The sequence below is a fragment of the Acidovorax sp. HMWF029 genome (assembly GCF_003060895.1).
In the GTDB taxonomy this organism is placed as follows: Bacteria; Pseudomonadota; Gammaproteobacteria; order Burkholderiales; family Burkholderiaceae_C; genus Acidovorax.
Window position 1 is genome coordinate 9741 of sequence record NZ_QAIH01000240.1, and the last position, 13504, is coordinate 23244.

Annotated in this window: 11 protein-coding genes; 6 read left to right on the forward strand and 5 right to left on the reverse strand. The window is 66.1% G+C overall.

Translation table 11 applies throughout. The features are described from left to right. From DBR12_RS17720 to DBR12_RS17740, 5 genes are all read left to right on the forward strand, one after another. Nucleotides 1-2491, forward strand: a 2491-nt coding sequence (locus DBR12_RS17720) for a DUF748 domain-containing protein (RefSeq protein WP_233244760.1), incomplete at its 5' end; no start/stop codon positions are given. Between the two features lie 240 nt (nucleotides 2492-2731). Beyond that, nucleotides 2732-4990, forward strand: a complete 2259-nt coding sequence (locus DBR12_RS17725) for a protein-disulfide reductase DsbD (RefSeq protein WP_199226715.1) — start codon at nucleotides 2732-2734, stop codon at nucleotides 4988-4990. Nucleotides 4991-5036: 46 nt separating this feature from the next. Continuing rightward, complete coding sequence (locus DBR12_RS17730; protein ID WP_108618470.1) at nucleotides 5037-5651, forward strand: thioredoxin family protein; 615 nt, start codon at nucleotides 5037-5039, stop codon at nucleotides 5649-5651. Between the two features lie 40 nt (nucleotides 5652-5691). Further along, nucleotides 5692-6207 (forward strand): CoA-binding protein, encoded by a 516-nt coding sequence (locus DBR12_RS17735; RefSeq protein ID WP_108618471.1) that lies wholly within the window; start codon nucleotides 5692-5694, stop codon nucleotides 6205-6207. A gap of 61 nt (nucleotides 6208-6268) precedes the next feature. Continuing rightward, complete coding sequence (locus DBR12_RS17740; protein ID WP_108618472.1) at nucleotides 6269-7585, forward strand: O-acetylhomoserine aminocarboxypropyltransferase/cysteine synthase family protein; 1317 nt, start codon at nucleotides 6269-6271, stop codon at nucleotides 7583-7585. A 21-nt stretch (nucleotides 7586-7606) separates the two neighbouring features. On the opposite strand, the gene DBR12_RS17745 is transcribed toward DBR12_RS17740, so the two are convergent. The 4 genes from DBR12_RS17745 to DBR12_RS17760 all read right to left on the reverse strand — a co-directional run bounded on the left by DBR12_RS17745 (nucleotide 7607) and on the right by DBR12_RS17760 (nucleotide 11586). Continuing rightward, the gene (locus DBR12_RS17745; protein ID WP_199226716.1) at nucleotides 7607-8434 is read right to left on the reverse strand and encodes a CoA ester lyase; all 828 of its coding nucleotides are present in this window, start codon (nucleotides 8432-8434) and stop codon (nucleotides 7607-7609) included. 4 nt (nucleotides 8435-8438) lie between these two features. Beyond that, complete coding sequence (locus tag DBR12_RS17750) at nucleotides 8439-9431, reverse strand: tripartite tricarboxylate transporter substrate binding protein (protein WP_108618473.1); 993 nt, start codon at nucleotides 9429-9431, stop codon at nucleotides 8439-8441. A gap of 83 nt (nucleotides 9432-9514) precedes the next feature. After that, a complete protein-coding gene (locus DBR12_RS17755) occupies nucleotides 9515-10375 on the reverse strand; it encodes a MaoC family dehydratase N-terminal domain-containing protein (protein WP_108618474.1) in 861 nt (286 codons plus the stop codon). Between the two features lie 65 nt (nucleotides 10376-10440). Continuing rightward, complete coding sequence (locus tag DBR12_RS17760) at nucleotides 10441-11586, reverse strand: CaiB/BaiF CoA-transferase family protein (protein WP_233244763.1); 1146 nt, start codon at nucleotides 11584-11586, stop codon at nucleotides 10441-10443. 234 nt (nucleotides 11587-11820) lie between these two features. Between DBR12_RS17760 and DBR12_RS17765 the strand changes: the two genes are divergently transcribed. Then, a complete protein-coding gene (locus DBR12_RS17765) occupies nucleotides 11821-12708 on the forward strand; it encodes a LysR family transcriptional regulator (RefSeq protein WP_108618476.1) in 888 nt (295 codons plus the stop codon). A 47-nt stretch (nucleotides 12709-12755) separates the two neighbouring features. Here the strand turns inward: DBR12_RS17765 and DBR12_RS17770 are convergent. Beyond that, a partial coding sequence (locus DBR12_RS17770) for an IclR family transcriptional regulator (RefSeq protein WP_108618480.1) occupies nucleotides 12756-13504 on the reverse strand: 749 nt, incomplete at its 5' end.

Consider the following 13504-nt stretch of genomic DNA (forward strand, 5'->3'; position numbering starts at 1 on the left):
TTTCACCTTCAAGGGCGGGCTCAACCTGCAAGGCAGCACGCTCAGCTTCACCGGCGAAGCCACCGACCAAAAGGCCCAGGTCAACACCACCGTGAACGCCCTGGCCCTGCAACTGGCCGCCCCCTACCTGGCCCAGGCGCTGGAGCCCACGGTGACCGGCCAGCTCAGCGGCGATGTGGGTGTGACATGGCAAGCGCCCCCGGCAGCAGCGGCGCAGGCAGGCGCCACGGGGGTCACGATCAAGGCGGGCCCCCTTGCGCTGGAACAGCTGGCCGTCAAACAGGGCAAGACCACCTTGGCCAGCCTGGGCAAGCTGGAGATTGCGGGCGCTGAAGTGCCCCTGGACGCACGCACCGCCACGCTGGAGCGCCTGGCCCTCAGCCAACCGCAACTGGCCGTGGAACGGGGTGCGGACGGGCGCTGGATGTTCGAGCGCTGGCAGAAAGTCGCACCCGCCGCACCCGCTGCACAGGACAGCGCCGCAGCGACGGCCGAGACTACTGCGGCCAGCACCTCGGCCCCCTGGAAGCTGCGCGTGGCCGATTTCTCGCTGCAAGGCGGCACCCTCTCGCTGGCAGACAACGCCCAGCCGCGCCCCGTGGCGCTGGACGTGACGGCCCTGGGCATCACCGCCCGCAACCTGGCCAGCGACGGCAGCAAGCCCGAAGCCTTCACGCTCACCGCCCGCGCCGCCGCACCGGGCAAGGGCAGCAAGACCGCGCCTGGCAAGCTCGACTACCAAGGCACGCTGGCCCTGCAGCCACTGGCCACCCAGGGCAAGCTCGACGCCACCCGCCTGCCGCTGCACGCGCTGGAAGGCTATCTGGCCAGCCAGTTGTCGGTAGAACTGCTGCGGGCCGACGTGGGCTACAGGGGCCAGGTGGCCCTGGCGCAGACCGACAAAGGAGTCAGCCTGCGCCTGGCCGGGGACGTGGTGGTGGAAGACCTGCAGGCCAACAGCACAGCCGCCTTCACCCCAAAGACCGAGGCCCAGGTGGGCGAGGAACTGCTGGCCTGGAAGAGCCTGAACCTGCGTGGCCTGGCCGTGGCCACCGACCCCGGCACGGCGCCGCGCGTGGAGGTCAAGGAAACCAGCCTGGTGGACTTTTTTGCCCGAGTCACCATCAACGAGGCAGGCCGCATCAACCTGGGCGACATCGCCAAGACGCCCGAGGAAGCACGTGCGGCCAATGCCGCCAGCGCTTCGGCCAATACCAGCACCAGCGCCTCCCCTGCCTCCACGCAGGCAGCGTTCGCCGCAGCACCAGCAGCCTCTGCCCCGGCCACCGCCATCGCCCAGACCAACCCGCTTGCGCCTGTGGTGCAGTTCGGGCCGGTGAGCCTGGTCAATGGCCGAGTGGCGTTCTCGGATTTTTTCATCAAACCCAACTACGCTGCCAACCTTTCAGAACTGACCGGCAAGCTCAGCGCGTTCTCGTCCCAGGCGCCAGGCGGCGATCCCGTGCTGGCCGACCTGGAACTGCGGGGCCGTGCCGAGGGCTCGGCCTCGCTCGAAATTTCAGGCAAGCTCAACCCGTTGGCCCAGCCGCTCGCGCTCGACATCACCGGCAAGATGCGCGACCTGGAGCTGCCCCCACTCACGCCCTATTCCGTCAAATACGCGGGCCACGGCATCGAGCGCGGCAAGCTCAGCGTGGATGTGAACTACAAGGTGCTGCCCAACGGCCAGCTCACCGCCAGCAACCGGCTGGTGCTGCACCAGCTGACTTTTGGCGAGGCCGTGGAGGGCGCGCCCAACAGCCTGCCCGTGAAACTGGCCGTGGCCCTGCTGGCCGACCGCAACGGGGTGATCGACCTGGACCTGCCCATCAGCGGCTCGCTCAACGACCCGCAGTTCCGCATTGGCCCGGTGATCTTCAAGATCATCGTCAACCTGATCGGCAAGGCGCTGACCTCGCCCTTCAGCTTGCTGGCCAGCGCGTTGGGCGGTGGCGACGAGATGAGCCATGTGCCCTTTGCCCCCGGCAGCGCAGCCCTCACGCCCGAGGCGCAGCAAAACCTGGACAAGGTGGCCAAGGCCCTGGCCGACCGCCCCACGCTCAAGATCACCGTGACCGGCACGGCCAGCCTTCCGGAAGAGCGCGAAGGCCTGCAGCGCGAAAGCCTGCAGCAGCGGGTGCTGGCCGAAAAACGCCGCGCCAATCCGGGCGACACCGCCCCCGTGTCGGATGCCGAATACCCCGCCCTGCTCAAGGAGGTGTACCGCCGCGCCGACATTCCCAAGCCGCGCAACCTCGTCGGCCTGGCCAAGGAGCTCACCGTGCCCGAGATGGAAGCCCTGCTGCTGGCCAACCAGGCCGCCACCGAAGCCATGGCTGCCGAGCTGGCCACCCAGCGCGGCCAGGCGATCCGTGCCTATCTGGTGGCGCACAAGTTGCCGGTGGAGCGACTGTTTGTGGCGGCCCCCAAGTCGGGCAAGCAGCCCGAAAAGTGGACCCCGCGTGCAGATTTGAGCTTGGCGACACAGTGAACAACATCCCCTGAGTCGCCTACGGGGCCTTCCCCCTCTCTCGCTAGCGGGAGGGGGACGCCCCCAGCGCAAAGGCTGGATACGCCGCCTTCGCGGTGGGGCGGCCCTTGCGCGGGGCCCCTGGTACTGGCCGCGCCAGTTTCCACGGGCGGGGATGGCGCAAAGCACAATGGTGCATTGAGAATCGAAACGGCGGCAGCGCCGGAACCAATCCCGCCCCGCCCGCTCCCACACTGCACCATGCCTTCACGCCTGTTCCACCGCCTTGCAGCCACTCTCTTTTTTATAGCTGCCAGCGCTTTATGGACGGGCGCAAACGCCCAATTTAGCCCAAAAACCAGCGGGCAGGGCACCAGCGTGGTCACCACGCCCTATGTGCGCGCCGAGCTGCTGGCCCATGCACCGCAGGGCGTGGCACCCGGTCAACCGCTGTGGCTGGGCCTGCAGATCACCCACCAGCCCGAGTGGCACACCTACTGGAAAAACCCCGGCGACTCGGGCCTGCCCACCGACTTGGCCTGGACCTTGCCCGCCGGGCTGGACGCGGGCGAGATCGCCTGGCCCCTGCCCAAGAAAATCCCCATCGGCACGCTGGCCAACTACGGCTACGAGGGCACGGTGCTGCTGCCCGTGCCCGTCACCGTGGCCAGCAGTTTTGCGCCCGGCCCGCTGGCCAAGGACGCCACCATCAAGCTGCGCGCATCGTGGCTGGTGTGCCGCAAGGAGTGCATCCCCGAAGAAGGCGAATTCACGCTGCAATTGCCCATCCAGAGCACCACGGCGCTGAACGGTGCCGCCTTCGAGGCTGCCGCCAAGGCCCACCCCCGCCCCGTGATGGCAGGCACCAACGGCATCGTGCCCGATAGTCAAGCGAGCCAGGCGCAGATTGCGGACGGCAATGTTCTCAATGTCAGCGTTCACGGCCTGCCCGTGGCGCTGCGTGGCAAGGCGCTGGACCTGTTCCCCGAAACCGCCGAGGTCATCGACAACGCCGCCAGCTGGAAGCAGAGCTGGAACGGCAGCGTATGGACCGCGCAGATTCCCCTGTCCGCCCAGCGCAGCGCCAGCCCCAGCCTGATACCTGTGGTGCTGGCCGAGCAGTCGCCCGCACATGCCGCAGGCCCCGACACCCGCAACGGCTACCGGGCCGAGCTGAAGGTGCTGGGCACCTGGCCGCCGGTTGCGTCGATGACGGCGGTGTCGCCCGCGCTGGAGGCCGCGCTCAAGGCCAACGCAGCGCAGGCAGGCGGCGCGGCAACGTCGGCTGCAGGCTCCGGCGCCTCGTCCATCACCCTCACCGCCGCGCTGCTGGGCGCCTTGCTTGGCGGGCTCATCCTCAACCTTATGCCCTGCGTGTTCCCGGTGCTGGCGATCAAGGTGGTGGGCTTTACCCAGCATGCGCAAGACCGTCGCGCGCACCGCATCAGCGGCATCGCCTACACAGCGGGCGTGGTGCTGTCGTTCATCGCCCTGGGCGCGCTCATGCTGGGCCTGCGTGCGGCGGGCGAGGCGGTGGGCTGGGGCTTTCAGCTGCAGTCGCCCGCCGTGGTGGCATCGCTGGCGGCGTTGTTCACGCTGATTGCGCTCAACCTCGCGGGCGTGTTCGAGTTCGGGCATTTCCTGCCGTCCTCGGTGGCCAGCCTGCAGGCGCGCCACCCGGTGGCCGACAGCTTCCTCACCGGTGTGCTGGCCGTGGCCGTGGCCTCGCCGTGCACGGCGCCGTTCATGGGCGCATCCCTGGGCCTGACCGCCACGCTGCCCGCACCGCAGGCGCTGGCCGTGTTTGCGGCGCTGGGGCTGGGGCTGGCGCTGCCGTACCTGGCAGCCAGCTTTGTGCCCGCCGTGGCGCGCGCCCTGCCACGCCCCGGTGCGTGGATGGACACCTTCCGCAAGCTGATGGCCTTCCCCATGCTGGCCACTGTCGTCTGGCTGGTGTGGGTGCTGGGCCAGCAAAGTGGCATCGACGGCGCGGGGGCGCTGCTGATCCTGCTGGTGGGCCTGTCGCTGGTGGTGTGGGCCCTGTCGCTGGCCGGGCGTGCGCGCGTGTGGATGGCCACGGTGTCCATTGCGGCCATGGCGCTGCTGGTCTGGGCCTTTGCACCCCACATCACTCACATTCCCACCGCGCAAGCCGCCACGCCATCACAACAGGCCTCCGCCACCGGCTGGCAGCCCTGGGCACCCGGCGCGGCCGAGCAGATCGTGGCCGGGGGCCGCCCCGTGTTTGTGGATTTCACCGCCGCCTGGTGCGTGACCTGCCAGTACAACAAGAAAACGACGCTGGCCGACGCCGACGTGCTGGCCGACCTGCAAGCCAAGAACGTCGCCCTGCTGCGCGCCGACTGGACGCGCCGCGACCCCGCCATCACCGCCGCCCTGGCGTCACTGGGCCGCAGCGGTGTGCCCGTGTACGTGTTCTACCGCCCCGGCAAACCGCCCGTAGTGCTGACCGAGGTGCTCAGCGTGGACGAGGTGCGCGCCACCATCGCCCAGCTGTAGCCCTCCCTGCTTTCGACCACCCGCCAACCCTTCAGGAGACCCTGCCATGAAGCTGCTTCGCCGTACGTTGATCGCCACCGCCGCCCTGGTCGCCCTGGGCGCCCAGGCCGCCGCCTCCGTGGGCCAGCCCGCGCCCGATTTCACGCTCAAGGACACATCGGGCAAAACCGTGCGGCTGTCGGACTTCAAGGGCAAGCATGTGGTGTTGGAATGGACCAACCCCGGCTGCCCCTTTGTGCGCAAACACTACGACAGCGGCAACATGCCCGCCACGCAGAAAGATGCCACCGGCAAAGGCGTGGTGTGGCTGTCCATCAACTCCACCGAAAAAGCCAGCAGCGACTACCTGGAGCCCGCCAAGCTGATGGCCTGGAAGCAGGAGCGCAAGTCCGCCCCCACCGCCGTGCTGATGGACGAGGAAGGCACCGTGGGCAAGAGCTACGGCGCACGCACCACACCGCACCTGTACATCGTCAACCCGCAGGGCATGCTGGTGTATGCAGGCGGCATCGACAGCATCCCCTCGGCCCGCCCAGCCGACATCGAGAAGGCCACCAACTATGTGAAGGTGGGGCTGGCCGAGGCGCTGGCGGGCAAGCCCATTTCAGCGGCCACAACGCAGCCGTATGGGTGCAGCATCAAGTACAAATCACCCGCCTGACCCGATGCTGTGAACCCGGGGGCATGCGTAAACTGTTTGTATGCTCCACACCCCCGACACCATCAGCACCCTGCGCCACCTGCTCACCGCCTGCCGCACCATTGCGGTGGTGGGCCTTTCGCCGCAGTGGCACCGCCCCAGCTACTTTGCCGCTAAGTACATGCAGGCGCATGGCTACCGCATCGTGCCAGTCAACCCGCTGGTGGCGCGCGAGGGCGGGCAGATTTTGGGCGAGACGGCCTATGCCAGCGTGACCGAGGCCGCAGCCGCGCTGGCAGCGCAGGGGCAGAAGATCGACATGGTGGACTGCTTTCGCAAGAGCGAGGACATCCCCCCGCTGGCCGACGAGGCCGTCGCCATCGGCGCGCAGTGCCTGTGGCTGCAGCTGGGCGTGTTCAACGAGGCCGCAGGCCAGCGCGCCGAGGCCGCCGGGCTGCAGGTGATCCAGAACCGCTGCGTGAAGATCGAACACGCGCGGCTGTTTGGGGGCCTGGGCTGGATGGGCGTGAACACGCGCGTGATCAGTGCCAAGCGCCTGCGGCAGCTGCCTTACTAGCATTTTGATAGCTGCAACCGCTTACCCATCGCGCGGAAACAGCCTTTTTTCCTTCAAAAACATGTCTTCCAACCCACCCTCCGGCGCCGACCGCGCCTTTGGCTTTGGCACCCGCGCCATCCACGCTGGTGCCCAGCCCGACCCCGTGACCGGCGCACGCGCCACGCCCATCCACCAGACGACCAGCTTTGTGTTCGACAACGCCGAGCACGCGAGCAGCCTGTTCAACCTGCAGACCTTTGGCAACGTCTACAGCCGCATCAGCAACCCCACGGTGGCGGTGTTCGAGGAGCGCATCGCTAGCCTCGAAAACGGCCGCGCCGCCCTGGCCTGCGCCAGCGGCATGGCCGCGCAGATGGCGGCGCTGCTGGCCATCCTCAAAACCGGCGACCACATCGTGGCAGCCAGCACGCTCTACGGCGGCACGGTAGGCCAACTGGGCGTGGGCTTCAGTCGCTTGGGGATTGAGACCACCTTTGTGGACCCGGCCGACCCCGAGAACTTTGCACGCGCCATGCGCCCCAACACCCGCGCTGTGTATGGCGAGACCATCGGCAACCCTCTGGTCAACGTGCTCGACATCGCAGCCGTGGCCGAGGTAGCGCATGCGCACGGCGTGCCGCTCGTCATCGACAACACGGTGGCCAGCCCCTACCTGTGCAACCCCTTGCAGCTCGGCGCCGACATCGTGGTGCACAGCGCCACCAAGTACATCGGCGGCCACGGCACCACCATGGGCGGAGTGGTGGTGGAAGGCGGCAAGTTCCCGTGGGACAACGGCAACTTCCCCGAAATGGTGGAGCCCAGCCGCGCCTACCACGGCGTGAAGTTCTACGAGACCTTTGGCGACTTCGGCTACACGATGAAGGCACGCATGGAGGTCAACCGCACCTTTGGCGGCGTGCTCTCGCCCATGAACGCGTGGCAGCTGCTGCAGGGCGCCGAGACACTGCACCTGCGCATGCGCGAGCACTGCCGCAACGCGCTGGCCGTGGCGAGGTTTCTGCAGGGCCACCCGCAGGTGGCGTGGGTCAACTATCCAGGGCTGTCGGATTCGCCGTATTACGGCCTGGCGCAAAAGCAGTTCCGCGCGGTGGATGGCACGCCGGGGGCCTCAGGCATCCTCACGTTTGGCGTGAAGGGGGGCGCAGCAGCCGGTGAGAAGTTCATCGACGCCTGCGAGTTTTTGAGCCACCTGGCCAACATCGGCGACGCCAAGACGCTGGTGATCCACCCTGCATCGACCACGCACCGGCAGCTCAATGAGGACGAGCTGGCCCGCGCGGGGGTGAGCGCGGACATGGTGCGGCTGTCGGTGGGGATTGAGGACCTTGAAGATATCCTGTGGGACATCGACCAGGCGCTGGGGCGCAGGTAACTCTGTGGCAACAGTCCAGCCTCACTGCGCCCCAAGCAGCTCGGAGGCCCGCTTCAACACGGGGGCATCCACCATGCGCCCTTCGAACTCGAACGCCCCGCTGTAGCGCGCGGCGGCTTCAGTGACCTGTCGGGCCCATTCCAGCCGCCGCGCGTCGGGCTCGAATCCGAGATGCACCGCAGCGATCTGCGAGGGGTGGATGCACAACTTGCCGCCAAAGCCCGTGCGGAACGCGCGTTGCGCATCCTGCAAGCTGCGCTGCGCATCCCGGATGTCCAGCGTCACGCCATCCACGGGGGGCGCCAGGCCGGCAGCGCATGAGGCCAACACGATCTGGGCACGGTAAGGCGCCAGCACGTTTTCCAGGTCACCATCAGGCATGTCGTGGTCGATGCGCAGGTCCAGGCAGAAGTCCACTGTGCCGAACAGCAGTCTGACAACCCCAGGACATTGCGCCAGAAGGTGTACGTTTTGCAAGCCAGCCGCTGTTTCCACCAGCGCAAGCAGCGGCACGGGGCGGCCAACGGACTTGCGCACAAGGTCTAGCTGCCCAGGCGTTTCTGCCTTCGGGACCACCACAGCGGCCACGCCAGGATGGCCACACAAGGCCAAATCTTCGTCGATCCATGGCGTATCTGTGGCGTTCACACGAACCAGGCCAGTACCACCCCGCTCCAGGTAGGCGTGGCAGGCAGCACGCGCACGCGCCTTGTCATCCACACGCACGGCATCCTCCAGATCGAGAATTACCGCGTGCGCGCCACTGTCGGCAGCCTTGGCAAAACGCTCAGGACGATCGCCCGGAACAAACAGCAGCGACCGGGCTGCAGCCAGCTTGGAGGTCAACATCGGTTCAATCCAGGCTGACTCTGGCATTGCGGATTATGGTGCGCCAGCTGCTGATGTCTTCATTCAGCAAGCGGGCCAGTTGGGCCGCGCTCGATGGCATGGGCTGTGCACCTTGCTCCTCCATTCTTTTGGCGTATTCGGGGTTGGTCAGCACCTTGTGTATGGCCTGATTCAGCCGGGTGCGCAGCCCCTCGGGCACAGCGCCAGGCGCGAAAACTGCGAACCATGAATCCACAATCATCGGAGGGTAGCCACTTTCGAGGGCTGTGGGCAGCTCGGGGAACAGCGGCGAACGCTGCCCACCAGTGACGGCGATGGCGCGCAGCTTGCCCGAACGGATGTGGGGAAGCGCAGCGGGAATGGTGGAGATCATGAACTGCGTCTGCCCGGCCATCAGATCGACCAGAGCGGGGGCAGCGCCCTTATAAGGTATATGCGTGATCTTCAGGTCTGCCAGTTGGGCATACATCTCACCGGCCAGGTGAAAAATACTGCCCGCCCCCGCCGAGCCGTAACTGACTTGACCAGGATGGGCTTTGGCATAGCTGCTCAGTTCCGGCAGCGTCTTCACTGGCAATGCAGGATTCACAACGACGACGTTGTTGACACGCGCCACCAGGGAAATCGGCGCAAAACTGGTGACCGGGTCCCACGGGATTTTCTTGTACAGGGATGGGTTGATGGCATTGGTGCCGTTGTACCCCAGGAGCAACGTGTATCCGTCGGGCGCGGCCTGCGCCACTACAGAGGCGCCGATATTGCCGCCCGCACCACCACGGTTGTCTACCACCACGGGCTGCCCTAGTTCTTTGCCCAGCCCGTCGGCCAGGATGCGCCCCACGATATCGGTGGTGCCGCCAGCCACGAAAGGCACGATCAAGGTGATAGGTTTGGCAGGGTAGCTGTTCGCAAAAGCTGGTGTGGCGCAAAAGGCTGCCGCCAAGGCGAGCAGAACGCGGCGGCCCATTGGGCGAAGGGAGTTGCGAGGCGTGTTCATGGGTTGTCTCCTGTTGGTGCTCGTTGTATTGCCAGGTTGCGTAAGCCCTGGTTTCTTGAAAGGCGCTACCACGTCAGGCGCGCCTAAAACATGACCTCGGCTTGCATGGAAACAGCGCCGCTCTCCAGCGTGACCCACACCATGGCTGTACCGGCGCTCTCGCCCCAGTGCAGGGTCAGCGTCTGGCCCAGCAGCGCAGGGCGCAGGCCTCTGTAGCGGAATTCACGCAGCGGACGCCCGGCGACTTCTTGCGCCCAGGCCGCCAAAAGGGTTGCATTGAGCGGGCCATGGATGACCAGGTTGTCGTAGCCTTCCACCCCACGGCAGTAATCCAGGTCATAGTGAATGCGATGGCCATTGAAAGTGAGCGCGGAGTAGCGGAACAACTGCGTGGCGTCGGGCCGGTAGGTGCGCGTACGGGTGGAAACGGGCAGGCCCGTATCGGTGGGCACCACAGCGCCAACGGGTGGAGCGAGATGGGCCGGTGCGGCGGACTTGTAGACGATGTCGTGAAGCTCCCGGAGCGCCAGTTGCCCTTCGTGCCGGATCTCATGCGCCACCGTCACGAAGACCAGATCGCCGCTGCGCCCCGTCTTGTGCTGCACCGACGCAATGCGCGAGCGCTTCTCCACTGCAGCCCCCAACGGCAGGGGAGCATCAAAACTCACTGTGCCGCCAGCCCACATGCGGTTGGGCAGTGGCACGGGAGGCAGGAAGCCGCCGCGTGCCGGATGGCCGTCGCGCCCCAGCTCAGTGGGCGGCAAGCCCTCCAGAAAGTAGGTCCAGTGCCACAGGGGAGGCAAAGGGGCGCCCACACCCAGAGCATCGCGGGGCAGTCCGAGCGTGGCTGCCATCAGACCGGCATGGCGCGGCGCCAACAGGTCATGGGTAGTGGTTTCACGACCCACCCAGTTCTGCAGGTGGGCAAGATTGATCTCATTCATGGCAAGGACTCTCCGATGGCAAGGTGGTGCAAGGGGCTGGCGGTGAGCAGCCGACGATTTCCGGGTCAGGCAGCCTCCTGGGCAGAACGCGCTTCGTCGAGGTGCGTTGGCCGTGCAGCAAATTCCCTGCGCAGCACCTCCGTGTGCTGTCCAAGCTCGGGGGCCGGGGCAAAGCGGCCAAGATCCCAAGGGCCACGCACGGGCGGGGCCACCATGTCCACCGCCTGCCCCTGCACCGGCATGGACCAGGTGCGCAGCGCCGGGTGCCGCGCCATATCTCCCACCGATCGCACCTGGCCATAGGCAGTGTTGGACTGATTGAGCCGTGCAAGCGCCGCTTGCAGTGGAAGCGCGGTGAATGCCTGGACGATGATGGCATCCAGCTGTGCCCTGTGGCGCACCCGATCGGAGTTGCTGGCAAAGCGTTCATCTGCCGCCAGTTCAGGCTGCAGCAGGAACCTGCTGCAGAACATGCCCCACTCGCGCTCGTTCTGGATGCTGATCACCACATCCTTGCCATCCTGCGTGGTGTACGCACCATAGGGTGCAATCGAGGGATGCCTCAGCCCTTGACGGCCTGGCGCCCCGTCGCCCTGGGTCTCGTGCAGATAGGGAACGGTCATCCAGTCGGCGGCACCGTCAAACAGCGATACAGATACCCCACAGCCCTTGCCAGTTCGCTCGCGCAGTGCCAGCGCGGAAAGAACGGCAATGGTGGCATTCATACCGGCGCCGATATCGCAGATCGACACGCCAATGCGCCCGCACGCCTCCGGAGCGCCGCTGACTGCGGTCAGACCGCTTTCACACTGCACCAGCAGGTCATACGCCTTGAGCCCGCTGGCAGGACCATCGGCACCATAGCCGGTGATGTCGCAAGTAATCAGGCGCGGATACCGTGCGCGCAAGCCCGCACTGTCAAAGCCAGCGCGCTCCAGGGCGCCTGGCGCCAAGTTCTGTACAAAAACATCGGCCTGGGCGAGCAAACCATGCAGGAACTCGGCATCTGCGCTTTGCTTGAAATCCAGCACCAGCGACTCCTTGCCGCGATTGGTCCACAGAAAGTAAGAGGAACTGCCGTGGACAGCGCGGTCGTAACCTCTTGCGAAGTCGCCTTCTGCGCGCTCGACCTTAATGACCCGTGCACCCATTTCAGCCAGTCGGCCCGTGCACAGTGGCGCGGCCAGCGCCTGCTCAATGGAGACGACCAAGAGGCCGTCCAGAGGGCGAACAGAAGTCTCTGGGACGAAGGAACTGTTACGGGCAGAGGAGTTTTTTGCTTGCATGGCGCAAGTTTCTCCAGGCAGCCCCGGCACGAAAAGCGAGTTCTTGCAAAACCACCGTTCGCGTAAAACGAACACGCGACATCAAGGAGCCTCCCATGGCCCTGCTACCGTTCGGTTCCAATCGACACGTTCCAACAGTGAAAGCGGAGACAGCGAAGCATGCGCTATGAACTCACCGACCTGAAGGTTTTCCTCGCCGTGGCGCAGGAGGGACATCTGTCACGCGGCGCGCGGCGCTGTCACCTGGCGCCGTCCTCTGCGAGCCTGCGCCTGAAGGGATTGGAGGAGGCTGTCGGCACGCCGCTTTTTGTACGCCATGCGCGGGGAGTCACTTTGACCCAGGCAGGCAACGTGATGCTGGAGCACGCTCGGCGCTGCATTGCTCAGTTGGAGCAGATGCACGCCGACCTGCAGCCTTTCTCGAAGGGGCTGGCAGGACATATCACCCTGTTCGCAAACAACAATGCCATCAGTTCATTCCTGCCCGATGATCTCGCCCAGTTCTTCACGGCCTACCCGGCTGTGCGCATCACCATGGAGGAACGGCTGAGCCTGGACATCGTCTCTGCCGTGGCCGCTGGACGCGCGGATGTGGGGGTTGTTGCCTTTGAGGAGGAACACATCGGCCTCGCGTTCCTTCCCTACCGCGATGACCAACTTGTGCTGCTGGCCCCATTGCAAAGCGCAATGGGGAGCCGTCGTTCAGTGCGGTTCGCGGACTGCCTGGACCAGCCGTTTATCTGCCTGCAATCAGGCGCCGCTCTGCACACCTATCTCATGAACCATGCAGCGGCGCTAGGTGCACGCCTGGATGTGCGAGTGCAGGTATCAGGCTACCGGGCGATAGCTCGCTTGGTGGCGTCCGGGGCAGGTGTCGGTGTGGTGCCTCGGTCAGCGATGGGGCGGGGAGATCACGGCAAGTTGGCCAGCCTTGCCATCGAAGAGCCATGGGCCCAACGACGACTCAAGGTCTGCTTTAAGGAAGGCATGGAGCAAATCAACCCCTTTGTGCCCAAGCTTGTAAGCATCCTGCGCAAACAAAAATGAAGAGACAGCGCCCCAAGAGCTTTTGAGCAAAAAAGCCCACAACTTCGCTATGGCGCTCCCAGCCGCTGCGACAGGCTGCGCGCGGTATCGCGCAGATGGCAGGCTGCAATGCTGTCCGGCCCCGTCTGCAGCGTGGCGCTGGGGCCGATCACGGCGATGCACAGCACCAGCTGCCCGAAGCCATCAAACACCGGCGTGGCCAGCGCGCTGATGCCGGGCAAAAGCTGGTCGGTCACCGCGCTGATCAGGTGCTGGCGCACAGCCTCCAGTTCAGCCGCAAACGCAGGCTCATCCAGCGCGCCCGCAAGCCCTTCGGCCGCCAAGGCAGCCGCTGCCCGCTCGCGCGGGCCAAAGGCTGCAAACACCTTGCCCGTGGCCGTGTGCCGCACCGAGGCCGTGGTGCCGTGGCGCATGGCCACATACACGGCGGTGGGGCCTTCTTCCACCCGGATGATGGTGGGACCACTGTCGCCCCAGACCGAGGCCGATACGGTGTAGCCGATGCGCTGGGCCAGCGCGGGCAGCTCGGCAATGGCCAGGCGCACCGGGTCCACCTGCTGCAGGCTGATCAGACCCAGCTGCATGGCCAGAGGGCCTAGGCCGTAGTGGCCGCTCACGGCGTCCTGCTCGATGAGGCCCAGCTTGCCAAAGCTGACCAGGTAAGGGTGGGCCTTGGCGGCCGTCATGTCCGCCGCACGGGCCAGGTCCTTGAGCGCCATGCGTCGGCCGGTGCGTGCCAGCACTTTCAGTAGCTGGCCGCCCACCTCCACGCTCTGAATGCCGCGCGGGCTGCGGG

Excerpts from the sequence above, each read along its gene's own strand:
- DBR12_RS17740 (WP_108618472.1), top strand. The coding sequence starts at position 6,269 with ATGTCTTCCAACCCACCCTCCGGCGCCGACCGCGCCTTTGGCTTTGGC.
- DBR12_RS17765 (WP_108618476.1), top strand. The coding sequence starts at position 11,821 with ATGCGCTATGAACTCACCGACCTGAAGGTTTTCCTCGCCGTGGCGCAG.
- DBR12_RS17755 (WP_108618474.1), bottom strand. The coding sequence starts at position 10,375 with ATGAATGAGATCAATCTTGCCCACCTGCAGAACTGGGTGGGTCGTGAA.
- DBR12_RS17750 (WP_108618473.1), bottom strand. The coding sequence starts at position 9,431 with ATGAACACGCCTCGCAACTCCCTTCGCCCAATGGGCCGCCGCGTTCTG.
- DBR12_RS17745 (WP_199226716.1), bottom strand. The coding sequence starts at position 8,434 with ATGTTGACCTCCAAGCTGGCTGCAGCCCGGTCGCTGCTGTTTGTTCCG.
- DBR12_RS17730 (WP_108618470.1), top strand. The coding sequence starts at position 5,037 with ATGAAGCTGCTTCGCCGTACGTTGATCGCCACCGCCGCCCTGGTCGCC.
- DBR12_RS17725 (WP_199226715.1), top strand. The coding sequence starts at position 2,732 with ATGCCTTCACGCCTGTTCCACCGCCTTGCAGCCACTCTCTTTTTTATA.
- DBR12_RS17735 (WP_108618471.1), top strand. The coding sequence starts at position 5,692 with ATGCTCCACACCCCCGACACCATCAGCACCCTGCGCCACCTGCTCACC.